Source organism: Enterococcus spodopteracolus, assembly GCF_030441955.1.
In the GTDB taxonomy this organism is placed as follows: domain Bacteria; phylum Bacillota; class Bacilli; order Lactobacillales; family Enterococcaceae; genus Enterococcus_B; species Enterococcus_B spodopteracolus.
The window spans coordinates 159,463-184,503 of sequence record NZ_JARJHD010000001.1; the positions used below are offsets into that span (position 1 = coordinate 159,463).

Consider the following 25,041-nt stretch of genomic DNA (forward strand, 5'->3'; position numbering starts at 1 on the left):
TAATGAGATTTTACATTCATATTGTAAATAAAAATGGGGCAAATCACTAAATTGACAAGCGAATCATCAAATTGTTGTATGATTCTTTCATCGATTTCATCTATGTTAGAAAATTTATTTCCTTTAACATTTCTTTTACTCTTTCGCTAGCGAAGTTCACAAAGTTATGCTATATTTGTGATATCATTATAATGTATGCGCATTCATAGTGATGGAAGATCGAATTGTAGGAGGATGAAAATGAATAAATTGATGGAATGGATGGAGAGATATATTTTGCCAGTTGCCACGAAGATTGGTTCAGAAAAGCATCTGGTTGCTTTACGTGATGCGTTTATTGGAACCATGCCGGCAACAATGGCTGGGGCAATAGCTGTGCTATTGAATGCGTTTATGCGTGATTTTCCTAACACGTATCTAGGTGAAGGGAATGCCATTACGACTTTCTTTACACCAGTAATTGGTGTCAATGGCTTGATTTGGAATGGGACGCTAGCGATTATGGCAGTCGTATTCGCATTGTCACTAGGGGCAAATTTGGCAAAGGCATATGAAGTGGATCCTGTATCAGGAAGTATTGTATCTTTAGTTGCATTTATTATTGGATTACCTGATGCTGCCACAGCTGTTCTGACGTTGCCAGAAAAATTGTCACAAGATGCGATGAACATGATCACTACAGCCGGTGGTGTGCTTGCTGATGGTGCTGATGGCGGACAGACCTTATATATGGGCGCATGGGGTTATTTCAACTTTGGGAAATACATGGGCGGTTCTGGTCTTTTTACAGCGATGATCTTTGGTTTTATTTCTGTTATCATTTTTGCATTATTGATGCGTAAAAAAATTATTATCAGAATGCCAGAATCAGTACCACCAGCAGTTGCACGTGCTTTTGCCGCAATCATTCCTGCAGTTGTTTCTTTATATGTTGTGGGAACGATCAATTATATCTTCCGACAAACAGCAGGGGTACCATTGATTGACTGGATTTCTGAAGCAATTCAAAAACCTTTGATGAATTTATCGCAAGGATATGGTGCAGTATTTATTATCGTGTTACTTGTTCATGTGCTTTGGTTCTTTGGATTACATGGAACAAACATCATGTCGCCAGTATTACAGACACTTTATGGTACAGCGATGGTCGAAAATACCAATGCTTTTCAAAATAATGAACCAATCCCCTTCAAATGGGTAGCAGGTTCCTTTGAAGCATTCGTATGGCCTGGTGGTGCCGGCGTAACGCTGGTATTGATCGTCATGATTTTATTTTTATCAAAACGTGCGGATTATAAAACAGTCGGCAAGCTAGGGATTGCTCCAGGTTTGTTCAATATCAATGAACCAGTGATGTTTGGTCTACCAGTCGTATTGAATCCATTGTTGATGATTCCATTCATCGTCGCACCACTTGTAACGGCAACCATCGCTTACTTTGCGACAATGGCTGGCCTTGTTCGCCCAGTGGTGGTAAATGTGATTTGGGTCATGCCGACGATTATCAGTGGCTTCTTAGCAACCGCAGGTGATTGGCGTGCCATTGTCTTGACGATCGTCAATCTCTTAGTTGCTGCTTTGATTTGGGCACCATTTATCTTGGCTGCAAACCGTTTAGATCCTAATCTAGGTGAACCAGAAGAATAAAAGAAGCAAACTCCTTGCTATGAGACGCGTTTCATACTGTATACTCAAAGCATAAATAAAGGAGGGCTTCTTATGAATACCTATATCAAAGCAACGCAAGGCACCAAGAATCAATGTTTTTACGCATTTGTTGAGTTTAAAGATTCCATGCTCGTGTTGTCTAGTTTTCAAGGCCTTAATCGATCGGTGATCAAAAAAATCAATTTAGCAGATATTTCTGGTTTGACCAAGGATGATTATTGGGGTGGTCAACGAATCAGTTTCTATGACCAAGGAACATTGTATCAATTTTTCGAATGTGGACCTGCTGTGGTAGACTATCTACAAGAAAATCTTTTTGTATAGGTGGCGAACAGTAGTCATGGCAAACATCCGAGATATAGCCAAACGAACAGGATACTCTGTTTCGACGGTCTCCCGTGTCATCAATCAACATCCTTATGTCGATGAAACGAAACGAGCAGAGATCTTGAAAGTGATCAAAGAATTGAATTATGTGCCGAATGCGAATGCCAGACAATTAAGTTCTGGAAAAACAAAAAATATTGGTGTCATTTTACCTTATACCAATCACCCATACTTTGATCAGTTACTCAGTGGAATTATTGAAGTTGCTTTTAGTGAAGGATACAAAGTGACGTTGTTACCAACGAACTATCAAATCAAACGGGAACAACAATATTTGGAAGAGTTTGCAGCGAAAGCTTTTGACGGATTGATCATTACCTCAAGAGCGAACCCCTTAGAGTTATTGCTTAAATATCAACGCTATGGCCCTATGGTCTTTTGTGAGAAAATCGAAGGTTTAGAGGTAACGAGTGTCTACATTGATCGCAAACAATCGATTACTGATGGTTTATTCTTTTTAAAAGATCAAGGAGTCAAACGTTTGGGTGTAACTTTAGGGAGAACTGGTCGATTGAGTTACAATTCGAAAATCACATTGACGTTGTGTAAAGAGATTTTTCCTGAATTTAATGAAGCTGATGTCTACTGGCAGTGTATTGATACCAAACATGGGAAATTGGCTGGGGAATTTTTTAAGGAACGAGGAATTGATGGTATTTTCACGAATTCAGATACGGTAGCAGCCGGCATTCTTCAAATTTATAGAGACGAAAAAATCCCAATCGTCGGTAGAGAAAATATGCTGATCAGTGAACTGTTAGATTTTTCGACGATCGACCATCACTTGAAACAATGTGGCGAGACCGCTTTTCGTTTGTTTTTGAATGACACAATCGAACAGGTAAAAATTCCGTATACGTTTATTCAACGTACGTAAAAGAAATCGGGCTAGAAGTGTATAGCTTCAAGAAATAAGACAGAATCCATGAAATTTGTTTCTCGAATTTTGAGGGATTCTGTCTTATTTTGAAGAGGTTACTTCTGCTACAGCCGTTTATTCGAATTTAAAGTGTATATAAAGATTGATTTTTTTGTCATAGACTTTTTTATGCATTTTCTTGAATGATTTCGTTCAATGCTTTAGCGGCACCTTTGCCACTACGAGAATCATAGTATTCAGTAAAACGTTCATCTGAGATATACAGCATACCTAATCCTTTGTGGGCTTCTGCTTGATACGTGGGCCAACTAAATAATAGCCATTTTTTATGTGCATCAAAAATTTCTTTTGCAAGTGCCTGATTTGATTGGTCAGACAGATAAGACGTTAAATTCGTTAGTAATTGTTGCTCAACATCTTGCATTTCTTGATATTTTTCTTGGGAAAGGTTTTGCCATTGTTCGTTCGCTTTATCAATCGTTTCTTTTCCGTATTTTTCACGGACCTCTGTGCCATAGTTTGCTTCATTTTCAGTTATTTTTTGTTTTTTAAATCCTTCAAATTTTTCTTGGTCAGTCATTTTTTTTCCTCCTTTGAATTGTGCTAATGTTTGTTGGACGGTTGCCAGGAGAATATCGATTTCTGCTCGTTTCTCTAGTAGTTTTCTCTGATGTTCGATGAGTGCATGTTGATGATCAAAGGTAGGATCATCTAATAATTCGCGAATTTGATTCAGTGGAAAATCTAAAGATCGATAAAATAAAATTTGTTGTAGACGATCGATTTCTTGAGAACCATAGATACGATAACCAGCTGAATTGATCCGTTTGGGTTTGAGTAAATCAATTTCATCATAAAAACGTAGTGTACGGCTACTTACACCTGAGAGCTGTGCCATTTTCTTAATTGTGTACTCCATTGTTTTTCCTCCTGACAAAACTAGCATACTCCTTGACGTAACGAGAAGGTCAAGTGAAAAATCATCTTTTTTATCTAATTGATTATATGTTATACTATTAATCGAAGAGAGGGAAATCAAATTGTTTTTCATCGTCTTTATGAAAGCGATTTATTTTGTTGAGTAAAAAAATTAAGAAAAGAGGAAAAGTATGAAACTGATTGAAACCCCGATTACGAGCAACTTGAATATCAAAACTTTTTATCCAAAAATCGTTGATTTCTTTTTTAGAAATTCTGCTATTCGATTTTATAAACTATTTTCTTTAGATCGTACACAGATTTTGTTGATCGATACTTATAATCAAGTCCAATTAGTGATGATCAATACAAAAAAGAAAATCACTAAACAGGAAATTGATTATGCAATCAAAAAAGTGTTGAAAACAGAACGATCAGCGGTCAATATCCATGTAGGTGTCAAGCAAGAATTAGAAGAAGCGGGTGTTCAGTTCAAACGCCCGAATAAGGATATCGTCATTGTAGAACAAACCCTTGCAACGATTGCATAACTCGATCAATACAGCAAGAAAGTTATGGATGATCCTAAATTGAACAAGCGTTAGGAAGTGAAGCGCCTAAATTCCAAGATAGTTTGATCTTTGGATTTAGGCGTTTTTTTATAACTTAGATAAACGGTGTTCAAAAAGCTGACCTTCAACATTAAGCTGAAAAATCAAAAAATATGAGGTGCTATTTTCTGATTTTCCATCTTACTGCTCAGGACAAAACGCTTCTTTTACAACCTAGATAAACGGTGTTCAAGAAGCAACACTTCAATAATAAGCTAAGAAAATCCAAAATAAGAAAGCCGTTTTTGATTTTCTTGTCTTATTACTCAATGCTGATCGCTTCTTTCACCACCTCTTATCTTATTTCTTTACTTTGTACAAAATAAAACAAGATTTCTTTTACTAGGGTATTTTTTTGTTATAATGGATAAGAAATGAAAATTGGCTAAGAGGAGCAATAAAAAAGATGACGACAACTTATTCAGATGACAGTTTGACGCTACATACGGATCTTTATCAGATCAACATGATGCAGACTTACTGGGAACTAGATAGAGCAGATAAACATGCAGTTTTTGAATGTTACTTCCGCGAGATGCCATTCAATCATGGTTATGCTGTTTTTGCAGGGTTAGAACGACTAGTGGATTATTTAGAAAATTTGACATTTACTGATACAGATATTGCGTATCTTCGCGAGATGGCTGTTTATCCGGAAGGCTTTTTGACATATTTACGTGAATTCAAATTCAAAGCGACTGTCCGTTCCGCTCGTGAAGGAGAACTTGTTTTTGCGAATGAGCCATTGATCCAAGTGGAAGGCCCATTAGCCCATTGTCAATTAGTAGAAACAGCCTTATTGAATATGGTGAACTTTCAAACGTTGATCGCGACGAAAGCGGCTCGTATCAAATCAGTGATCGGTGACGATCCATTATTGGAGTTTGGTACACGCCGTGCGCAAGAATTGGATGCTGCGGTTTGGGGTACTCGTGCTGCTTACATTGGTGGAGCAGATGCAACGAGTAATGTTCGTGCAGGGAAAATTTTCGGGATTCCAGCAAGCGGTACCCACGCTCATTCACTTGTTCAAAGTTATGGGAATGATTATGAAGCATTTATGGCGTATGCAAAGACACATAAAGATTGTGTTTTTCTAGTGGATACTTACGATACCTTGAAATCGGGTGTTCCTAGTGCGATCCGTGTGGCAAAAGAACTTGGCAACGAGATCAATTTCCAAGGCGTACGTATCGATAGTGGCGATATGGCATATATTTCGAAACGGGTCAGAGAACAATTAGATTCCGCTGGTTTTACAGAAGCGAAAATCTATGCTTCAAATGATTTAGATGAAGCGACGATTTTAAACTTAAAAATGCAAAAAGCAAAAATCGATGTTTGGGGCGTTGGGACAAAGTTGATCACCGCCTATGACCAACCGGCTTTAGGTGCAGTCTTCAAACTGGTATCCATCGAAAATGAACAAGGTGAAATGATCGATACGATCAAATTGTCTAGCAATGCAGAAAAAGTTACTACACCAGGTAAAAAACAAGTATGGCGTATCACTCGTAACTTTGATGGAAAATCAGAAGGCGATTATGTGACACTATGGAACGAAGATCCTCGACAAGAAGAAGAAATCTTCATGTTCCACCCGACCCATACCTTTATCAATAAAACCGTTCGTGATTTTACAGCTCGGCCAATTTTACAAGATATTTTTGTTGAAGGAACGAGAGTCTATGATTTACCGACATTAGAAGAAATCAAAGAGTATACTAGAGGAAACTTAGATTCTCTTTGGGAAGAATACAAACGTGATTTGAATCCACAAAAATATCCTGTGGATCTATCAACAGATTGCTGGAATCATAAGATGGCAATCATGGAACGCATGAAAAAAAACGTCACACAATTAACGAGTGAACTATAGGAGGAATGGAAGATGAATCATTTACAACAAGCAATCATCGAAGAATTAGGCGTGAAATCGGTCATCGATCCTCAAAATGAAATTCGTGTCAGTATCGATTTTATGAAAGAATATCTGAAGAAAAATCCCTTTCTAAAAACGTTAGTATTAGGGATCAGTGGAGGACAAGATTCCACTTTAGCTGGACGCTTAGCACAATTGGCAATGAAAGAAATGCGAGAAGAAACGAAAGATGACAGTTACCAATTTATCGCTGTGCGTTTGCCATATGGAGAACAGGCAGATGAAGAGGACGCCAAAGCTGCGTTGGACTTTATCCAACCAGATGTGCAATTACGTGTCAATATCAAACCAGCTGTTGATGCACAAACACAAGCATTGAGCGAAGCTGGTGTAGAAATCAGTGATTTCAATAAAGGGAACATCAAAGCACGTCAACGCATGATCACACAATATGCAGTTGCTGGACAACGTGCTGGAGCTGTGATCGGTACCGACCATGCGGCTGAAAACATTACTGGTTTTTTTACAAAATATGGTGATGGTGGAGCTGATATCTTGCCGTTGTTCCGTTTGAATAAACGCCAAGGCAAAGCACTATTGAAAGTCTTGAACGCACCAGAACATTTATACACAAAAATCCCAACAGCTGACCTAGAAGACGGTAAGCCAATGGTTGCGGATGAAGTCGCATTAGGCGTCACATATGATGAAATCGACGACTATTTGGAAGGAAAAGAAATTCCAGTGGATGCGCAACAAAAGATTGAACAGTGGTGGAATAAAACACAGCATAAACGTCATTTGCCAATTTCGATTTTTGATGATTTTTGGAAATAAATAAAGTGAAAAAACAATCAAATAAACCGTGAATCCTTTGTTGATCAAGGGATTCACGGTTTATTTTTGTTTGTATACATTTTTTGCTCTCCAGTGTATTTTTAAGGTGAAGATTTTTATTGCTTTGCTTCATTCTCATAGAAAAGAAGGTTTGAAAAACAAGTTGGCCACACTGGAAGAGTCAGTTTTGAAAGAAACAAAATAGGATCGTGTATACTTGATTGGCACTCTTTGACAGTCTGAAACAAATCGATGTTCCTTAAGAAAATCATTTGATAGCAACAATAGCATCTATTTCTACTTTGAATCTGGAATCAATCAATCCGGCTACTATTACTACTGTCATTGCCGGTTTATTTTCTCCATACAGTTTTATAAGTGTTGTCCTAAGGGATTCTAAAAAGGAAGTATCAGTTAAATAAACGTTCATTTTAACAATATTTTGGGTACTCGCTTCGTTATCCATAATGATGGAATTTATTTTTTCAACAACGATTTGTATTTGCTCATCGATACCATCGGGAATGTAAGCCTCTTTTTGAGGTTTCTGGCCGGAAATAAATAATAAAGGTGAATTTGTCATAACACTATTTGAATAGATAGCCATAAAATTACTCCTTTTCATTGATAATATTATTCAGTGTTGAACACTTTTCTCACAACCTTAACTATAATACACCTTCATCTTGATATCTTGGTCGTAGTTACCGAAGCCTTTGCCGAATAGGGTGCAGCCACCGACGTTTTTGGCGTCTTCTTTGACTTCGATCCGGAAGGTCCAGACGTCTTCGTTTCTTGGGATATCATTGATCGTGATTTCAGATAATGGTTCGCCGTTGATATTGGTCAAATGTTTAGTGATACGGATTGTTTTCAATAGTCCGTATTGGTTTAGATTATCTGGATACCAGTCTGGGGTATGTTTTCCGCGAATATCTGCGAAATCTCCAGGGCTTGTCCAGTTACCTAATTCTACACCGTTTAGGCTGAAAGTGATATCCGATGGCCAATTGTCGTTCGAAAAAGGAAACTCGGAAGACAGTTCAACGGACAATTCCAACATTTCTAAAGTATCTTCTTCGTTTAGGAAGTTTGGTGTTTGATATTCCACAAATCCACTTGTAAACCACAGAATCCGAGCATCCATTCGTCTTGGATCAGCAAAGTAACGTGGTTCATCGACTTTGCCGATAAAATCATGGATCGTTGCTAGACCGCATGTCGGCTCGATCGAATAGCGGGTATAATGACCGATAGGAATCGATGTTTCTTTCGTATCAAAGGCATTGAAGATTTTTTCTGGAAACGTGATGTTGATTTTATCGACACGTAAGCTGGAAATTTTTTTTTGACCTATTTTTTCTGATTTGATGATATTTGCTTCTTCAAGTTTTTTTACATGCATTGTTGTAATCGCACTACTGATACCGAGTGCTTGAGCAAGCTCTTTGATATTCATTTTGTTTTTTGAAAGTAACTGGATGATTTTTATCCTTGTTTTACTAGCTAAAGCTTCATAAACAGGTAATGATTCTTCATTGATTTGGAGTTGCATGATTTTTCACCTCTTATTTAGGTTTTTATTTAACTATATATTAACATAAATATTAATTTATAGGTTAATGCCATAAAAATAATATACATAATTAATGTTTATGTTAATTATAATGTAAAATTTTTTATATATTTAATAATATTATTATTGACAACGCTTTCAAAGAAAGATATGATTCATGTATAAATTAAAGGAGGGGACTTATGGAAGCTGTAATGTCAGTTAGTCGTGTGCAAAAGATAGGGGAAATCGATCGTCGTTTGTATGGCTCGTTTATTGAACATATGGGACGTGCAGTGTATGGAGGGATCTATCAACCGGATCATCCGACTGCAAATGATAAGGGATTTCGCCAAGACGTTATGGAGCTAGTCAAAGAATTATCGGTACCATTGATCCGTTACCCGGGTGGAAATTTTGTTTCTGGGTTCAATTGGGAAGATAGCGTGGGGCCTATAGCGGAGCGGCCGAAAAGATTAGACCTTGCTTGGCGATCTTTAGAAACAAATCAAGTGGGTGTACATGAATTTGCTGCGTGGTGTCAAGAAGCGGGCGCTGAGATCAATATGGCGGTCAATCTTGGAACACGTGGCTTAGATGCTGCAAGGAATTTAGTCGAATATTGCAATTATCCTAGTGGTACTTATTGGAGTGAGCAAAGAATAGCAAATGGACAAACCGAACCTTTTGCAATCAAGACGTGGTGTTTAGGCAATGAAATGGATGGTCCTTGGCAAATCGGTCATAAAACGGCAGAAGAGTACGGACGGCTGGCAGAAGAAACGGCGAAAGCAATGAAACTTGTCGATGATTCGATCGAAGTAGTTCTATGTGGAAGTTCGAATAGCCAAATGCTGACATTCGGCGAGTGGGAATTGACTGTATTGGATCAAGCCTATGAACAAATCGATTATCTTTCATTGCATCAGTATTATGGCAATCAAACAAATGATTTGAAAAATTATTTAGCTCGTTCAGTCGATATGGATCAGTTCATCGCTGGTGTTGTTGCGATGTGTGATGCAATCAAGGCGAAAAAACACAGCAAGAAACAAATCAATCTATCTTTTGATGAATGGAATATTTGGTATCATTCGACAGAACATGATCAGACAGTCAAGCCATGGCAAGTTGCCCCACCTTTATTAGAAGATCACTATAATTTTGAGGATGCTTTAGTATTGGGCTGTTTGTTGATCACTTTGTTAAAACATTCTGATCGAGTAAAAATTGCTTGTCTGGCGCAGCTAGTCAACGTGATTGCTCCGATCATGACAGAAGAAGACGGTGAAGCATGGCGTCAAACAATCTATTATCCATTTATGCAAGTCGCGACTTTAGGACAAGGTATTGCTTTACGACCTGAAATCACTGTCGATACGTATGCAACGAGTGAATTTGATACAGTCCCATATTTAGAAAGCATTGCGGTGCTCAATGAAGAAAAAAATGAGTTGGTGATTTTTGCAGTGAATCGTGGAGAAGAAGAGATGAGTTTAGATCTACAATTTTCTGACTTAAAGATTGAGGAAATCATCGAGTTTTCAGAGATGTCCGGCTATGAAATCAAAGCGGTCAATCGAGCAGGAAATGAGCAAATCAAACCTGTGTCTTCCAAAGCCTACGAACAGAAAGAAAATCAGTTGAATTGCAAATTGAAACCGTTATCTTGGAATGTGATCCGTACAAGCTTGACCCCGAACAAATAAGGAGGAGATAGAGATGCGAGGAAAAAAATTGATTATTGGTTCATTGTTGTTAGCTGCGACTGGAATATTAGGTGCTTGTGGCGGTGGTGCTTCTTCTCAAAGTAAAAATGACGGAGAAGTCACACTCTCTTTTTGGAATGGGTTTACAGCTTCTGACGGGGAAATCTTACAGGAGATCGTCAACGATTTTAATAAGAATAATGACAAAAACATCACGATTGAGATGGATGTGATGACATGGGCTAATTTGAATGAAAAATTACCAACGGCAATTTCTTCGAGAAAAGCGCCAGATTTTGTTGCACTGAACTATGCTGATTTTGCTCAATATGTGGAGAATGGGGCTGTGCAGCCTGTAGATGATTTCTGGGAATATGATGGTGTGGATAAAGGAGATTTCAAAGATACTGCGGTAGATCTAGGAATGGTGGATGATCAGCAATACTTTATTCCGATGCAAGTACAAGGGATGTATATGTATTGGAACAAAGAATTATTCAAACAAGCTGGCTTGGCTGAAACAACACCACCAACTACTTGGACAGAATTAACAGAGATGGCTCCGCAACTGACCGATAGTAGTAAAAATGTCTCAGGTTTTGTCTTCAATAAAGACGGTACTGCGCCACTTTATAACTGGATGAAGGCAAATGGAGGAAAACTTGTCAGCGATGACTATACAAAATCTGAGTTCGCTTCACCAGAAAATCTTGAAACACTAACAGCCATCCAAAAAATGATCCATGTCGATAAAGCAGGACCAGAATCGATCTCAGGAGCAGAGATGGATAACTTGATGAACGCTGGACAATTATCGATCATCATCAACGGACCGTGGTTGAATAACGGCTTGAAAGCAAACGAAATCGATTATGGTGTAACGACATTACCGCAAGCAAGTGCGAACGGTGAAAAAACAGCGATTTTAGATGGTGTTGGTTATGCAATCCCAGCAAGTACAGATAGTGACAAAAAAGAGGCAATCTATGAATTCCTAAAATACTGGAACACAAGTGAAATCGGTAAAAAATGGAGTATTGAAAATGGCTTTCCTGCCTATTTATCATCAGTTGCAGAAGATGAAGAAGTGAAGAATGATCCTATCGTATCGGAACTATCAAAACAAATGGAATATGCTGAACCTTATCTACCAGGATTCACGAAAATCGCAGCAATCAATAATGACATCATCAATCCATTGATCGAAAAATTGTTAGCTGGTGAAGATCCAGAGCAACTCATGAATGATGCAGATGATCAGATCAATGATCTACTGAAGGAATAATCGAGTAGCAGTTCACAATGAAATCAAAATAACAAAGGAAACAGAAGTAATCTCGTAGAAGAGAAGGCGAAGGTCTCATAAATTTAAAAACATCTTTATCGCTTTCGCTTTCCTTTTTCGAGAAAAACTTCTTTCCTTTCTTGGTCTGGTTTTTCATCGCTTGAACTGTTCATCAAGGAATCCATCGAATAAGAAAGAGGGGAAATAGACGAAATGAAAGCATTCACCAGATACTGGAACCGACCGGATCGAGCAGCTTATTTGTTTTTAGTGCCATCCTTTTTGATTCTACTGTTATTCACAGTGGTGCCACTAATTGGTACATTTGCGATCAGTTTTACTGATTTGAACATCTTTTTTACTTCAAGAGAGTTCGTAGGCATGGATAACTTTTTACGGATCTTTGGGGATGAACGTGCGGTCAACTCACTTTTCCATACGTTGTATTTTACCTTACTTGAAACACCAACACAGATTATCGTTGGTTTATTAGCTGCGGTGATCTTGTCAAAGAATACTCGTTTCAATCGCTTTTGTCGCTCAACTTTTTATATCCCTGTTATTTGTTCCTTAACATCCATTGCAATCATCTTTTCAATGTTGCTTGACCCAAACGTTGGGGCTATCCCTTACCTTTTCTCACAAGTAGGTTTGCCGATTCCACAATTTTTCCGTGATCCAACATTAGCAATGCCAACAGTTGCGCTGATGACGGTTTGGAAAAATTTCGGTGTCACGATGACGATCCTGATCACTGCTATCCAAGGAATCTCCCCTTCTCTTTACGAATCAGCGCAGATGGATGGAGCAACCAATCGTCAACAATTCTTTAATATCACGTTACCGCAGATCGTCCCATCTCTTGGTTTTTGTATCTTGACCAATCTGATTGGTTCCATGCAAGTATTTGACCAAGTATATGTGGCAACGAACGGCGGACCACAATTCAAAACGGAAACAGCTGTCCAATACATTTATAGTCGCGGCTTCACCGCTCCATATGAGTTAGGCTATGCTTCTGCATTATCTTCAGTATTGTTTGTTATCGTAGCTGTGCTGGCAATTTCGACTAATTTATATATGACAAGAAAAGAAAAACAAATGAAATAGGGGGGAGTAATAATATGCTTTCGGAAAGTTATACAGCAGTTTCAACGAATCGTCGGAAAAAGTTTGATGGAAAGAAATGGTTACGTGTCGTAGGAATGTTACTCGTATTATTGATTATCGCTTTTCCTTTTCTATGGTTGATCATTTCCTCGTTCAAATATGAAAAAGACATTATTTCTTTTCCCCCGAGAATTTTTGCAGATGAATATACCTTTGAGAATTATATCAAGGTTTGGACGACTATTCCGTTGTTAGATTACATCAAAAACACAGTAATCTTTGCAGGTGGGACAGTGATCACTTCTGTTTTCTTTGATTCTCTTGCAGGATATGCTTTTGCTCGGATGCGCTTCAAAGGGAAATCAGTATTGTTTTACTTTGTTTTGTTAACGATGATGATCCCATTTCAAGTCTTCATGATCCCACTGTTCATCCAAGCAAACTTTTTAGGTATGTTAGATACGTATGCCGGATTGATCATTCCTCGGATGACTACTGCTTTTGGGATATTTATGATGCGGTCGTTTTTTGTGACTTTACCAGATTCATTGGAAGAAGCCGCACGTATTGACGGGTTAGGTGAGTTCAAGATTTTCTTGAAGATCATGTTGCCTTTGAGCAAACCAACACTTCTATCACTAGCAATCTTTACGTTGATGAACAGTTGGAATGATTTATTGTATCCACTGATTTTGACAACAAGTTCGAAAATGCGGACGTTACCTGCAGGATTAGCTTTATTCACTGGACAAAATATTTCATTTTATGGACCGGTGATGGCAGGAACAGTTATTTCGATGTTGCCATTGTTGATCATTTATATTTTTGCTCAAAAATACTTTGTACAAGGAACTGCAATGTCTGGCATGAAAGAGTGAGAAGATGAAATTAGTCGAAACAAAATGGTATGGTCAATTGATCCAGATTTCCGATCATATCTTATTAGGGATTTTATGGGTCGTCGTTTCTTTGCCTTTAGTCACAGTAGTACCAGCCACAACAGGTGTTTTTACTGCGCTGAATAAATGGAAGAATGGCGAATCAGGGCATGTTTGCTATTCCTTTTTGCAGGGCTTTAAGCGTAAGTTTTTCCTTCAATTAGTGATGAGTTGCGTGACCATCATCAGTTATTTTGCGATGAATCTTATTTTGCAAGAATCTGCTATTTGGTTAGTGATTTGTGGTTATGTAACAATGTTGGTTTTTACGATGTTTTTACTTTCTTGGTGTAGTTCTCTTGCTCAAAATGACGCTCTTTCCGGAAAGGAACTTTTTCAAGAAAGTACGTTGTGGGTGTTGACCAACTTTTTGAAGAATCTTGTATGTTGTGGCATATTATTAGTTTTTCTTGTGCTTGTGTTTATGTTTCCGCCGATTATTTTTGTATTAGCAGGTGGGGTTTGGTGGTTGATCAATCATTTAGTGGGAAACATAGATAGGAAAGGAGTGTGGCAATGAAAAAAGTTGAATTAAAGGTACGTCAAGGATTTTCTAAAGGAGCTATCAGTCCACGACTCTTCGGTTCTTTTGTCGAACATATGGGAAGTGTCGTATATAACGGAATATTTGAACCAGGACATCCGACCGCGGATAGGAATGGCTTTCGACAGGACGTACTTTCTTATGTAAAAGAACTGTCTTTAGGGGTGATCCGTTATCCTGGAGGGAATTTTACTTCAGGATATGACTGGCAAGATACGATTGGTCCAGTCACCGAGCGTCCAAAAAAAATCGATCTTGCATGGCAAGGAATCGAACCAAATACATTCGGGCTACATGAATTTTTCAAATGGTTAGACATGGTCGAAGCAGAGCCAATCATGACGGTGAATCTAGGCACAAAAGGAATCGACGATGCGCGTAATCTAGTAGAGTATTGTAACTTTCCTCAAGGAACCTCTTGGAGTGAGTTACGGAAACAAAACGGACAAGAGCAACCTTTTAACGTGAAACTTTGGTGCTTAGGAAATGAGTTAGACGGTCCTTGGCAAATTGGCGCAAAAAGTGCCTATGAGTATGGCCGCTTAGCCAATGAATCTGCCAAAGCGATGAAATTAGTCGATGAATCGATCGAAACGATTTTAGTCGGTAGTTCGACGCCACGCTTAGCGTCTTATCCTGAATGGGACCGAATCGCTTTAGAAGAAGCATATGAAAACGTAGATTATATTGCTTTGCATAATTACATCGATAAATATGACGAAGAAGATTTGACTAAACCTCCAAAAAATGAGCGAGCAGATACCAAAACTTACTTAGCTAAAGCGGAACGGTTTGATCGACAAATCGAAGAAATCATTGCGACGTGTGACTATGTGAAAGGCTATCTACGCAGTGACAAGACGATGTACTTAGCTTTTGATGAATGGAATGTTCATAGCCAACCAGAACAAACCTATCAAAAATTCCAAGAGGGGTCACCAATCGATTGGTGCCAGTTCACTATGGAAGATACATTGTTGTTCGGCACATTGGGTCTTGCGATTTTACGGCATGCAGATCGTGTCAAAATTGCTTGTCAATCGCTTTTAGTCAATACCATCCCGCTTATCCTAACAGAGAAAAATGGGATCGCATGGGTAAATCCAACCTATTATGTGATGCAACATCTGGCAAAATATGCGAAAGGCACTGTATTAGACCAACAAACGTTTTGTCCCACTTATGACTGTGATACTGGAAAAGAAGTGCCGATCATTGATAGCGTAGTTGTCGAAAACGAGCAAGAAATCGTACTGTTTCTAGTGAATCGTACAGAAGAGAAAGTCTCTATTACGACAACGCATGATTTTGAGTTGGAGACTAAAGCAGTCCAACTAGTAGTAAAAAGTGATCATTTACTTGATAAAAATACGAAAGACGCACCGAATACGATCCAGCCGATAGAACAAGTAATCAATGTAAATGAAAAGAACACGATCCATATGGTGCTTGAAGCATATTCTTGGAATGTCATCAGACTAAAAAAATGTGAGGAACCTTTATGAAAAAAACAACTTATGCTAATCCAATCGTCCTTGAACGAGCCGATCCTTGGATCTACAAACATACGGACGGCTACTATTATTTTACGGGTTCTCTACCTGGTTATCAGTCCATCGAAGTAAGACGTGCGAGAACGATCGATGGATTGAAGCATGCGGAAACGTTACTGGTTTGGCATGCACCTAAAACTGGACCCATGAGTCAATTGATCTGGGCCCCAGAAATCCATTATATCCAAGGAAAGTGGTATATCTATTTTGCAGCCAGTGATCATGCAGAGATTCGTGATCGGGATCATCACCACCGAATGTTCGTTCTTGAAAACACGTCCATTGACCCAATGAATACTGATTGGGAAGAAAAAGGGCAAATCATCACTGCTACAGATACATTTAGTTTAGACGGCACGACTTTTACACATCAAGGAAAGTTGTATTATGTTTGGGCGCAATTAGACCCGCGTATTCCGGGAAACTCCAATCTCTATTTATCAGAAATGGCAAATCCTTGGACACTGACCGGGAAACAACTATTATTAGCCATCCCAGAATTTTCTTGGGAAAAGCAAGGATTTGCAGTCAATGAAGGACCAGCCGTACTGATTCGTAACGGGAAAATATTCATCACTTACTCAGGGAGTGCCACTGATGAAAATTATGCGATGGGTTTGCTGTGGGCTGAAGAGTCAGCGGATCTACTTGACGGTTATTCTTGGCATAAGAACCCTGAACCTGTCTTTGTCTCTTCGGAGAAAAATAAGCAGTTTGGACCGGGACATAACTCCTTTACTCTCTCAGAAGATGGCAAAGAAGATGTATTAGTTTACCATGCACGACCAGAAAAAAATGAAGGAATCGATCCACTGAATAATCCCAATCGTCATGCCAACGCACAAGTATTTTCGTGGGACACAAAAGGGTTCCCAGTTTTTGGTGAACCAGTTGCGTATTCGGCTAATATTTGAGCATCATTTCAATCACAGTGACATAAAGCCCTTCAAGAAATAAGCGGTAATAGCCACAATTTGTTGTTTAAAATTGTGGCTATTACCGCTTATTCTTTGTGAGCTGGAGAGACTAAGACACAGTTTCATTCCTTTTGTTTTCTATTTATTTTTTTATAAAATTGGTCGTTCAGACCACTTGTTTTTTGAACTTTACTTTCATTTATGAAGCGACTAGAATAAAATAGGCGTTAAAGTAATTTAGAAAAAGTGAAGGAGCGCTCTCTTGAACAAACATTTAGATAAGCTTTCAACCAAACAACAAAAAATTCTACGAATCACTACTCTGGGGATAGTAACAGTTTTAGTGATACTTATAAGTAATTTGTATTTACAATGGTGCCAGAATAATCTTTCAGTTGATTTAGCCTTGAAATTTGCTTTTTCATGGCACACAGAAAAATTTTTACTTGCTTGTTTCGTATTACTTACTGTCTTTTTATTTATGGTCGCTTTCGCGGGTTCTTACTTATTTGGTCTGCTTTTTTATCTCGTAAGTATCGGTATATTAGGTTTTGCGAATTACTTGAAAATGAGCTATCGTCAAGAACCAATCTATCCAGATGACTTAAAGATGATCACAGAGTTCAATTTACTCAAAGACATGACTGGAACACCGATTTTTATTGGGTTGATGCTAGTAGCGATCCTTGCCTTTGGTGGAGTGGTCTGGGCAATTGTCCGTAGTTTCAAAAAAGATCGAACATTCCAAATCTATCGTGTCTTGACTTTAGTCATGACCGTTGCAATGATGGGTTATTTCAGTAACTTCAATAATCCCAATAATTTGTTGCGTAAAGCTTATAATCAAACGGCTTTGTGGATTCCTTATAGTCAAAAAATGAATTATTATAATACAGGATTCATTGGTGGCTTTTTGTACAATCTAAAAGTTGAACCGATGGAACGACCAGAAGGTTATTCAAAAGAAAAAATCAATGAAATCACTGAAAAATATCAAGCAATCGCAGACGAAAAAAATCAAACGGCACATGATGAGCAGCCAAATATCATTTATGTGATGAGTGAAAGCTTTTCTGATCCAAGTCATCTAAATGGTGTCACGGTGACCGGTGATCCCTTAGCTGACTATCGTGAAGTGGCAAATCAAACCTATAGTGGCCGAATGCTTTCGCAAAATTATGGTGGTGGAACAGCAAATATTGAGTTTGAAGCCTTAACGGGTCTATCCATGGCGCTATTCAATGGTCAAATGACCACACCATATACGATGCTCGTTCCCAAGCTGGATCAATTACCATCGCTTGTTTCCACGCTCAATGCACAAAACTACCGAACAACGGCGATCCATCCTTATAATACATCGATGTATAAACGTGAAGATGTCTATCAGACGCTAGGGTTTGATTCGTTTATCAGCGAGGGAAATATGACTTACACTGATACCATTGATAATAATCCATATATTTCAGATGAGTCTGCCTATAAAGAAATTTTAGACTTATTAAAGGATGAGCAAACGCCTCAGTTTGTCCATTTGGTCACGATGCAGACCCATATGCCTTATGCAGGCAAGTATTCGCAATTAGATTTTTCAGCTACAACAGAAGATGATACTGGAACAGACACACTCAATAATTATTTGCAAGATATTGCTTATAGTAGTCAAGCATTGAAAGCATTCACTGAAGCGCTGAAAGATACTCCAAGAAGAACGCTAGTCGTTTTTTGGGGAGATCATTTACCGGGGATCTATTCGGACGAGATCAAAAATAAAAATGAGAAACAAGCCTTACATCAGACAGAGTTCCTCATGTTCGATACAGCAGGTGAGTTAGAGAAACGTGAAATCAACGATGCTGTCACTAGCCCTTTTTATTTTGCAGCGAATCTTTTAGAACAAACGAATCAAAAAACCACTGGTTTTTATCAATTACTGCTTGAAATGGAGTCGGCTATTCCCGCGTTCGAACGAGAACTGTATTTTCAAAATGGCCAATGGGGAAAAGAAGCTCAGTTGAATCAGGCGCAAGAGGAAGTATACGAGGCGTATCGCTTGATCCAATATGATCTGGTTTCAGGAGAACAATATAGTTTGGATGCAGGATTTTATGAAAAATAAACGATAAAAATAACATTTTATTGATGTAATGACTTGTTTTCTACTAGAATAAACAGGTAAAATAGAGAAAGAAAAAGAAGAAAGTAGGAAAACCTATGTTACCGAATCTCGGTTATTACGTGCAGACAGTCGATAAAATCGTGAAAGAAACAGAAGCAATCGGCGAAACGATGCACCCAAAATATGAAAAAATCAGAGAAGCAATCGATCAAAAGAAGACAGCTGAACTAACGCAAGCCGAGCTTGTTGAGACGGTTGAGTTATTTGACCAAGGTACTGAAAAATATCGTAATATGCTAAAGAAAATCAGTACGTTGCGTCCACCAGCCAAAGTAATGGGTATCCATAAGAACTTTGAAAAAGCCTACAAAAATTACGTAGCTGGTTGTGAAGAAATGACTCAAAGCGTCCAACCAGAAAAAGGCATCGATGCTGAACAATTTGATGCGTCAGAAGCAAAACAAGACCAAGCGACAGATGATATTTCCGCAGCGATCCAAAAAATGACTAACTTATTGATGAAATAATCAAAAAGCCGAGGCGACTGAAAATAGGGTTCCTATTCTCGATCATCTCGGCTTTTAATTTATTCTTGTTGCTTTTCTTCATAAAGGGAAGAAATCGTAGTGTACCATTCAAAAATATGAGAAATCAATACTTTCGCTGCGGCATAGACAGGTATCCCTAAAATCACACCGACCACACCAAATAATTTTCCGGATGTTAATAGGACAAGTAAAATCGTCACTGGATGGATCGACAACTGATTACCAAGTACAAGTGGCGAGATCAAACGGCCTTCGATGGTTTGTTCTAAGGCGAAAACGATCAATACTTTGACCAACATGATCGGTCCTGCAACGATAGCTAAAAATACCGCAGGGATCATCGCTAAAAATGAGCCTAAGTAAGGGATCAAGTTCAAGAAACCGGCAATGATCCCTAAAGTGACAGCATAATCTAACCCGATGATTGCAAATCCGATCATGAACATCACCGCAACTGCGAAAGCCACAGTCAACTGTCCACGAATATAAGAAGAGACTTGGCTGTTCATCTCACCTAAGACTTTTAACGTAGGCACTCTCATGCGATTGGGTAAGAACTTAACCAAATAAGGTGCTAATTGTTTTCCATCTTTCAACAGATAAAATAAAATAAACGGCATCGTCAATACGGCAACAACGATCGTAGCTACAGCGCCAACAAAACTCCCTAAGCTTTGAACGGTGCTTTTTGATAGATTCTGTAAAATATCGCCAGCAGAACTCATAAACTGATCGCCTGTATTTTCCAGTTGCTCTCTGAATTGACTGAATAGTGGATCACGAAAAATCTCGGTTAATTTATCATCGATGGTCTCGACGTATTGTGGGAAATTGCTGACAAAGCTGACGGTCTGTTCTTGGATTTTCGGGATGATCACTACACTTCCCCATACGATCAAAGCGACAACAAGTATAAATAAACCGATGATACTATAGAGCCTTGGGATATTTTTCTTTTCAAAATAATCGACGACAGGATTCATCAGGTAATATAAGATACCTGATAGAATGATCGGTAAACTAACGATCGCTAGAAACTGCCAAATGGGCTCAAAAAGATAAGAGACTTTCGTAAATAAGAAAACGATCAGTAAGACCAAAAGAACGACTAATAAAGCCGTGACTACTTGATTATTCAAAAACCAACGCCAAAACCATGAAACAGGTTTGATTTTTCTCTTTTTATCCTCTTCCATTAGTTCACCTGCTTATAATCGATGGTCGTGCCAACAGTGATTTCTGGTAGTTGATAGGGGGACAAATAGATTCCATTGACGATTCTGTCACCTGCTGGTGGTTGTTCAAAAACCAGGGTCACATGACCAACCGTTGTTAAGTTTTCATTGGCCAAAGGACCAACATGTTCGATGGTATATTCTTGATGATCAAAAGAAATTTGATCACCTTGATTAAGTGAAAAATTCTCTTTTGCACTAAACTCTTGAATAATCGTATAGTCGCGCAACGCAGATGTTGCCGACTGATCGAATAAAATCAGCATAGGTTCCTCTGAATTGATTGCTGACGTGCCAATTTCTGTTATCGTTGCTTGAGTCATCTCATTTCTCTCCTTTACTCCTAAAAAATCAATGATTCTATGGTTACAAAAACAGTATAACATATTCTCTTTGATTAACGACATGAATGGATGTATGATAGAATAAATTAGAATTCTTAATTTGAGGAGGATTAAAATGATAAAAAAAATCATTCTAGGAACATATACAAGACGAAAAAGTGAAGGGATTTATCAAATCGAATTAGATACAGATAAAGGCACTTTAGAGAATCTAACTTTAGTGACAAAAGAAAATAGCCCAACGTATGTGGCAAAAAGCGATGCAGGTAATCTTTACACAGTAACAAGTGTCGATGGGTTAGGTGGAGTTGGTGCATACGATCATTCATACAATTTTTTGAATGCGGTAACAGAAGCCGGCGCACCTTTGTGTTACGTGACAGTCGATGAGCAACGCCAACTGGTTTATGGCGCAAATTATCATAAAGGAGAAGTCAATGTTTATCGTATCACTGAAGACGGCAGTTTAGAGGCGACAGACGCAGTCTTTCATCAAGAACCGACTGGTCCACACAAAAACCAAGATCATGCTCATGTTCATTACACAGATTTAACACCTGACCAACGATTAGCAGTTTGTGATTTAGGAACTGATCGTGTGTACACATATGATGTCGATGAAAAGGGTAAATTAGCTGTAAAAGCTGTATTAGAAGTAGAGCCAGGAACCGGCCCACGTCATTTAGTTTTCCACCCTAATAATCAATTCGCCTATTTGTTTGGTGAGTTAGACAGTACAGTTCGTGTTCTTTCCTATGATGAAACAACAGGCGAATTCAAAGAAGTGCAAAAAATCAGCACATTACCTGAAGGATTCACCGAAGAAAATGGTGGTGCTGCCATCCGTATTTCAAATGATGGACGTTTTGTCTATGCATCAAATCGGGGACATAATTCGATTGCTGTATTCGCTGTGAATGAAGAAGGTTCACATTTAGAACACGTACAAACGATCTCAACTGAAGGAGATTTCCCAAGAGATTTCGCCTTAGATCCAGAAAATGATTACGTAGTATGTGCCAACCAGAATACGGATAATCTTACCTTGTATAAACGTGATGCTACAACTGGAGAATTGACATTGATCCAAAAAGACATCTATGCACCTGAGTGTGTCTGTGTTTACTTTGATTAAGGAGTAGTGACATGAATAAAGAAGAAGTGTTAGACCGTTTACGCGAAGAATTAGAGATTCCGTTTTTTCAAGGAAAAATCGAAGACAAAGAGTATAGTAAAGAAGAATACCAAAAGATCAAAAGTGATTTGATCCAGTATTTTGATGACTATGTTCGTAATGTTGAAAATTAAAGAAGGAAATATAGCCGAGAGTAAAATGATTTCTATCTTATCTTGAACTAACACGCTAGCATGCCAAAGCTGTTTAGTTCGATAAAAATGGGAGACGTATGAAAGAGTTGAAAATGATTTTTGGTGCGTTTCTTTTGTCACTACTTTTAAACTGGGGCTTATCCTATCTATTAAATCGTCCATTTAAATGGTGGATTACTTTAGGTATGTTCTTCGGATTCTCCATTGCCTATTTAGTTGGTTCAAGAAAGAGTTCAAAAAACAAATAGATGTTTTTTGAACTCTTTCTTTTAATAACATCTGATTTCAACCAAAGTTTAGTTTGCGTAAGACTATAGTAATATTCCTTGAAATTAAGAGAAGGAGCAACAGTAAATGAGTCATCTAAGATGGTTTTCTAGTGGAAACGATCGACGCAAAAGAGCAGAAACAATCATTAATGAATTGATAGCTGATTTAGCGTTAGACCGTGGAAATGAATCGCTTAGAGAGGTTTTACACGCTTATCTAGAAAAATTACAAAATGATGGAGCATCAGTGCCGTTCATTTTAAGCCGTATGAACTTAGATATATCTAATGCATTGAAAAAAGATGGTGCCTCTCTCAACGAGCATCAATCCGAAAAGCTACATGAACTGATGGCTATCTCTAGTATTAGATATGGTTATTAATTAATTTTAGCGTCACAGATCAGCCACTTTGCAACAAATAAAAAAGGATTTCATGAACATTTATTGTGAATGTTCATGAAATCCTTTTTATTTTCTCAACGTTTTAAGAGAAAGACTTACTTAATAGTGACTAGAAGTCTTTACCAAATGCCGTTGCTTTATCTAAGGCAGCCTGCATCAATTCTTCCGCACGATCAGGTGTATAGTCGATTCCCTCGATAAATAATTGGTCGACTTGTTCGATGCCGACAAAGTTCAAGATTGCTTTTACATATTGAGAAGCAAAATCTTGTCCATTGTAGATTCCGCCATTTGATTGGATGTGTAGTGCTTTTTTACCAGTAACTAAGCCAACAGGACCATTTTCAGTATACTTGAAAGTTTTACCAGCAACATTGACTGTATCAAACCAAGCTTTTAATTTTGTAGGAATGTTCAAATTCCATAAAGCATTGGCAATAACGATTTTATCTGCTGCTAGGAATTGCTCTGTCAATTCGTTGAAACGAGCAATTTTTTGTTGTTGGTTTTCAGATAGACTAGAGAAATCTGCACCTGCACGAAGCGCTTCCCATCCAGAAAGCAATTCTTCATCAATTTCTGGGATATCATCACGATAAAGGTCTAAAACAGTTACCTCGTCGTTTGGATGGTTTTCTTTGTAGCTAGTTAAAAAACTAGTTAATGCGTTAACTGAACGTGATTCTTGTGCAGTTAGTGGATGTCCTTTGATTACTAATACTGATGCCATAATCTCTCTCCTTTAGTCGTAATTGTTAACTTTACTGCTAACAATACCAGTTTACTTGAAACAGAAAAGGCTATCAAGTATTTTTACTGATAAAAAGTAAGTTATTTTCCAGTACGATCAAAGAGGACTAGTTAATTCACGACTTTCAAATAACTTCATGTTATCGATCACATAAGTTGCTTGCAATCCGTTTTCTATTAGGTAACTAGTGATTTCTTGTGCCGAATGGTTAGATGCTCCGACAATGTAGTAGTGTTTTTTTGTATCGAGATTATTTAATTGGGCTGGCAAACTGGTAATAGGGATGGATATCGAATGACTTAGATGTTTTTTTATATACTCATTCGTTTTTCGGACATCTAGAATCACAACATCCTTCTTTTGATAGACGAAATAGAGTTCGTGGACGGTTATTGATTTGATCATGGCGTTCATCCTTTTTATATAATGATCCTATTTTAGATGTATAGAATAGAAGAAACAAATCTTTTTACTCGATTTATTCTTTTTTTAATAATTATGAAAAAGAATGTAAATGACTTGCAAAACATTCAGATGGTGTTATAATGACAAGGTGTCATATGACAACGTGTCATTTTTATGTGGGGAGGAATAAACGATGCCGACACAGACTTTTTTTCATCTACCAGAAGAAAAACAGCAAAGGCTATTAGAAGCGGCCAGGGTCGAATTTTCAAGAGTACCATTGAATGAAGCTTCGATTGCACAAATCGTGAAACTTGCGGGGATCTCTAGAGGTAGTTTTTATCAATATTTTGAAGATAAAGAAGATCTTTATTTTTATTATTTTGAAACCGTTCGTAGTGATAGTACAAAAAATATGATTCAACTAATCAAAGAATCGAATGGAGACCTATTTATCGGTTTTGAACTTTACTTTGGAAAAATGATTCGAGATATTCTAGAAGGTGAAAATGCTGCGTTTTACAAACATCTTTTTATGCACATGGATTACCGTGCTTCAAGAAAAGTCGTGCCGCATCCACAAGGACATCGTTCATCACCACATAAAAATCATAAAAAAGCGTCCAAAGAGTTGATTGGTTTGATTGATCGTTCCCATCTTAGAGTAAAAGATGACCATGAAATGGAATTATTGTTTCAGTTAGTCATGAGTACACTGTTTACAACGATTGCGCATGCCTATAAATCATTTTCAACCTCTGAGGAGTATTCTGTTGAACAAGCCATTGCAGAATTCAATCTAAAACTGTCATGGATAAAAGATGGCGCTTATAAATAGAAAGAA

Annotated in this window: 26 protein-coding genes; 19 read left to right on the top strand and 7 right to left on the bottom strand. The window is 38.0% G+C overall.

All coding sequences use genetic code 11. The features are described 5' to 3' along the window. Positions 1–240: 240 nt before the first annotated feature. The 3 genes from P3R27_RS00730 to P3R27_RS00740 all read left to right on the top strand — a co-directional run bounded on the left by P3R27_RS00730 (position 241) and on the right by P3R27_RS00740 (position 2,932). Positions 241–1,647 (top strand): PTS sugar transporter subunit IIC, encoded by a 1,407-nt coding sequence (locus P3R27_RS00730; RefSeq protein WP_301356618.1) that lies wholly within the window; start codon positions 241–243, stop codon positions 1,645–1,647. Positions 1,648–1,719: 72 nt separating this feature from the next. After that, positions 1,720–1,992 carry a hypothetical protein gene (locus P3R27_RS00735; protein ID WP_034686996.1) on the top strand — a complete coding sequence of 91 codons (273 nt, stop codon included), beginning with the start codon at positions 1,720–1,722 and terminating at the stop codon, positions 1,990–1,992. A 16-nt stretch (positions 1,993–2,008) separates the two neighbouring features. Further along, complete coding sequence (locus P3R27_RS00740; RefSeq protein WP_034686994.1) at positions 2,009–2,932, top strand: LacI family DNA-binding transcriptional regulator; 924 nt, start codon at positions 2,009–2,011, stop codon at positions 2,930–2,932. A 169-nt stretch (positions 2,933–3,101) separates the two neighbouring features. On the opposite strand, the gene P3R27_RS00745 is transcribed toward P3R27_RS00740, so the two are convergent. Then, entirely contained in the window at positions 3,102–3,854 is a 753-nt protein-coding gene (locus P3R27_RS00745) for a MerR family transcriptional regulator (RefSeq protein ID WP_034686992.1), read from the bottom strand. Between the two features lie 190 nt (positions 3,855–4,044). Here P3R27_RS00745 and P3R27_RS00750 point away from each other — a divergent pair, with 190 nt between their 5' ends. From P3R27_RS00750 to nadE, 3 genes are all read left to right on the top strand, one after another. Beyond that, positions 4,045–4,404 carry a DUF1827 family protein gene (locus P3R27_RS00750; RefSeq protein WP_034686990.1) on the top strand — a complete coding sequence of 120 codons (360 nt, stop codon included), beginning with the start codon at positions 4,045–4,047 and terminating at the stop codon, positions 4,402–4,404. 466 nt (positions 4,405–4,870) lie between these two features. Next, a complete protein-coding gene (locus P3R27_RS00755; protein ID WP_034686988.1) occupies positions 4,871–6,343 on the top strand; it encodes a nicotinate phosphoribosyltransferase in 1,473 nt (490 codons plus the stop codon). A 12-nt stretch (positions 6,344–6,355) separates the two neighbouring features. Further along, the gene (nadE, locus tag P3R27_RS00760) at positions 6,356–7,183 is read left to right on the top strand and encodes an NAD(+) synthase (protein ID WP_126134342.1); all 828 of its coding nucleotides are present in this window, start codon (positions 6,356–6,358) and stop codon (positions 7,181–7,183) included. Between the two features lie 268 nt (positions 7,184–7,451). On the opposite strand, the gene P3R27_RS00765 is transcribed toward nadE, so the two are convergent. Next, on the bottom strand, positions 7,452–7,790 hold the full coding sequence (locus P3R27_RS00765) for a RidA family protein (protein ID WP_126134341.1): 339 nt from the start codon (positions 7,788–7,790) through the stop codon (positions 7,452–7,454). Positions 7,791–7,847: 57 nt separating this feature from the next. Then, positions 7,848–8,738 (bottom strand): ArsR/SmtB family transcription factor, encoded by an 891-nt coding sequence (locus P3R27_RS00770; RefSeq protein WP_019723205.1) that lies wholly within the window; start codon positions 8,736–8,738, stop codon positions 7,848–7,850. Between the two features lie 203 nt (positions 8,739–8,941). Between P3R27_RS00770 and arfA the strand changes: the two genes are divergently transcribed. From arfA to P3R27_RS00815, 9 genes are all read left to right on the top strand, one after another. Next, complete coding sequence (gene arfA, locus P3R27_RS00775; RefSeq protein ID WP_126134340.1) at positions 8,942–10,447, top strand: arabinosylfuranosidase ArfA; 1,506 nt, start codon at positions 8,942–8,944, stop codon at positions 10,445–10,447. 13 nt (positions 10,448–10,460) lie between these two features. Next, a complete protein-coding gene (locus P3R27_RS00780) occupies positions 10,461–11,732 on the top strand; it encodes an ABC transporter substrate-binding protein (RefSeq protein WP_126134339.1) in 1,272 nt (423 codons plus the stop codon). Between the two features lie 213 nt (positions 11,733–11,945). Further along, the gene (locus P3R27_RS00785) at positions 11,946–12,842 is read left to right on the top strand and encodes a carbohydrate ABC transporter permease (RefSeq protein WP_034686976.1); all 897 of its coding nucleotides are present in this window, start codon (positions 11,946–11,948) and stop codon (positions 12,840–12,842) included. 14 nt (positions 12,843–12,856) lie between these two features. Beyond that, positions 12,857–13,720, top strand: coding sequence for a carbohydrate ABC transporter permease (locus tag P3R27_RS00790; RefSeq protein ID WP_010736672.1), 864 nt, complete (start codon positions 12,857–12,859; stop codon positions 13,718–13,720). Between the two features lie 4 nt (positions 13,721–13,724). Next, complete coding sequence (locus tag P3R27_RS00795) at positions 13,725–14,300, top strand: DUF624 domain-containing protein (protein WP_301356613.1); 576 nt, start codon at positions 13,725–13,727, stop codon at positions 14,298–14,300. Then, positions 14,297–15,829, top strand: a complete 1,533-nt coding sequence (locus P3R27_RS00800) for an alpha-N-arabinofuranosidase (RefSeq protein WP_034686972.1) — start codon at positions 14,297–14,299, stop codon at positions 15,827–15,829. Before P3R27_RS00795 ends, P3R27_RS00800 begins: the two co-directional genes overlap by 4 nt. Continuing rightward, positions 15,826–16,791: a glycoside hydrolase family 43 protein gene (locus tag P3R27_RS00805; protein WP_301356610.1), complete on the top strand. Its 966-nt coding sequence runs from the start codon at positions 15,826–15,828 to the stop codon at positions 16,789–16,791. Before P3R27_RS00800 ends, P3R27_RS00805 begins: the two co-directional genes overlap by 4 nt. A gap of 265 nt (positions 16,792–17,056) precedes the next feature. Further along, positions 17,057–18,913: an LTA synthase family protein gene (locus tag P3R27_RS00810; protein ID WP_126134337.1), complete on the top strand. Its 1,857-nt coding sequence runs from the start codon at positions 17,057–17,059 to the stop codon at positions 18,911–18,913. Between the two features lie 95 nt (positions 18,914–19,008). Further along, a complete protein-coding gene (locus P3R27_RS00815) occupies positions 19,009–19,440 on the top strand; it encodes a hypothetical protein (protein WP_034686965.1) in 432 nt (143 codons plus the stop codon). 59 nt (positions 19,441–19,499) lie between these two features. Here the strand turns inward: P3R27_RS00815 and P3R27_RS00820 are convergent, their stop codons facing one another. Next, on the bottom strand, positions 19,500–20,657 hold the full coding sequence (locus P3R27_RS00820; RefSeq protein WP_126134336.1) for an AI-2E family transporter: 1,158 nt from the start codon (positions 20,655–20,657) through the stop codon (positions 19,500–19,502). Next, entirely contained in the window at positions 20,657–21,019 is a 363-nt protein-coding gene (locus tag P3R27_RS00825; RefSeq protein WP_034686961.1) for a PTS glucitol/sorbitol transporter subunit IIA, read from the bottom strand. The genes P3R27_RS00820 and P3R27_RS00825 overlap by 1 nt, the downstream gene beginning before the upstream one ends. A 136-nt stretch (positions 21,020–21,155) precedes the next feature. On the opposite strand from P3R27_RS00825, the gene P3R27_RS00830 reads away from it, so the two are divergent. The 3 genes from P3R27_RS00830 (at position 21,156) to P3R27_RS00840 (ending at position 23,020) form a co-directional block, all read left to right on the top strand. After that, positions 21,156–22,175: a lactonase family protein gene (locus tag P3R27_RS00830; RefSeq protein WP_034686959.1), complete on the top strand. Its 1,020-nt coding sequence runs from the start codon at positions 21,156–21,158 to the stop codon at positions 22,173–22,175. An 11-nt stretch (positions 22,176–22,186) separates the two neighbouring features. Then, positions 22,187–22,348, top strand: a complete 162-nt coding sequence (locus P3R27_RS00835) for a hypothetical protein (RefSeq protein ID WP_164546249.1) — start codon at positions 22,187–22,189, stop codon at positions 22,346–22,348. Positions 22,349–22,723: 375 nt separating this feature from the next. Next, positions 22,724–23,020, top strand: coding sequence for a bacteriocin immunity protein (locus P3R27_RS00840; protein WP_126134335.1), 297 nt, complete (start codon positions 22,724–22,726; stop codon positions 23,018–23,020). 130 nt (positions 23,021–23,150) lie between these two features. Here P3R27_RS00840 and P3R27_RS00845 read toward each other — a convergent pair whose 3' ends face one another. Beyond that, positions 23,151–23,771, bottom strand: a complete 621-nt coding sequence (locus P3R27_RS00845) for an NAD(P)H-dependent oxidoreductase (protein ID WP_034686954.1) — start codon at positions 23,769–23,771, stop codon at positions 23,151–23,153. A 117-nt stretch (positions 23,772–23,888) separates the two neighbouring features. Continuing rightward, positions 23,889–24,197 (bottom strand): rhodanese-like domain-containing protein, encoded by a 309-nt coding sequence (locus P3R27_RS00850; RefSeq protein ID WP_034686951.1) that lies wholly within the window; start codon positions 24,195–24,197, stop codon positions 23,889–23,891. 193 nt (positions 24,198–24,390) lie between these two features. Between P3R27_RS00850 and P3R27_RS00855 the strand changes: the two genes are divergently transcribed. Next, positions 24,391–25,035 (top strand): TetR/AcrR family transcriptional regulator, encoded by a 645-nt coding sequence (locus tag P3R27_RS00855; protein WP_126134334.1) that lies wholly within the window; start codon positions 24,391–24,393, stop codon positions 25,033–25,035. Positions 25,036–25,041: the final 6 nt, after the last annotated feature.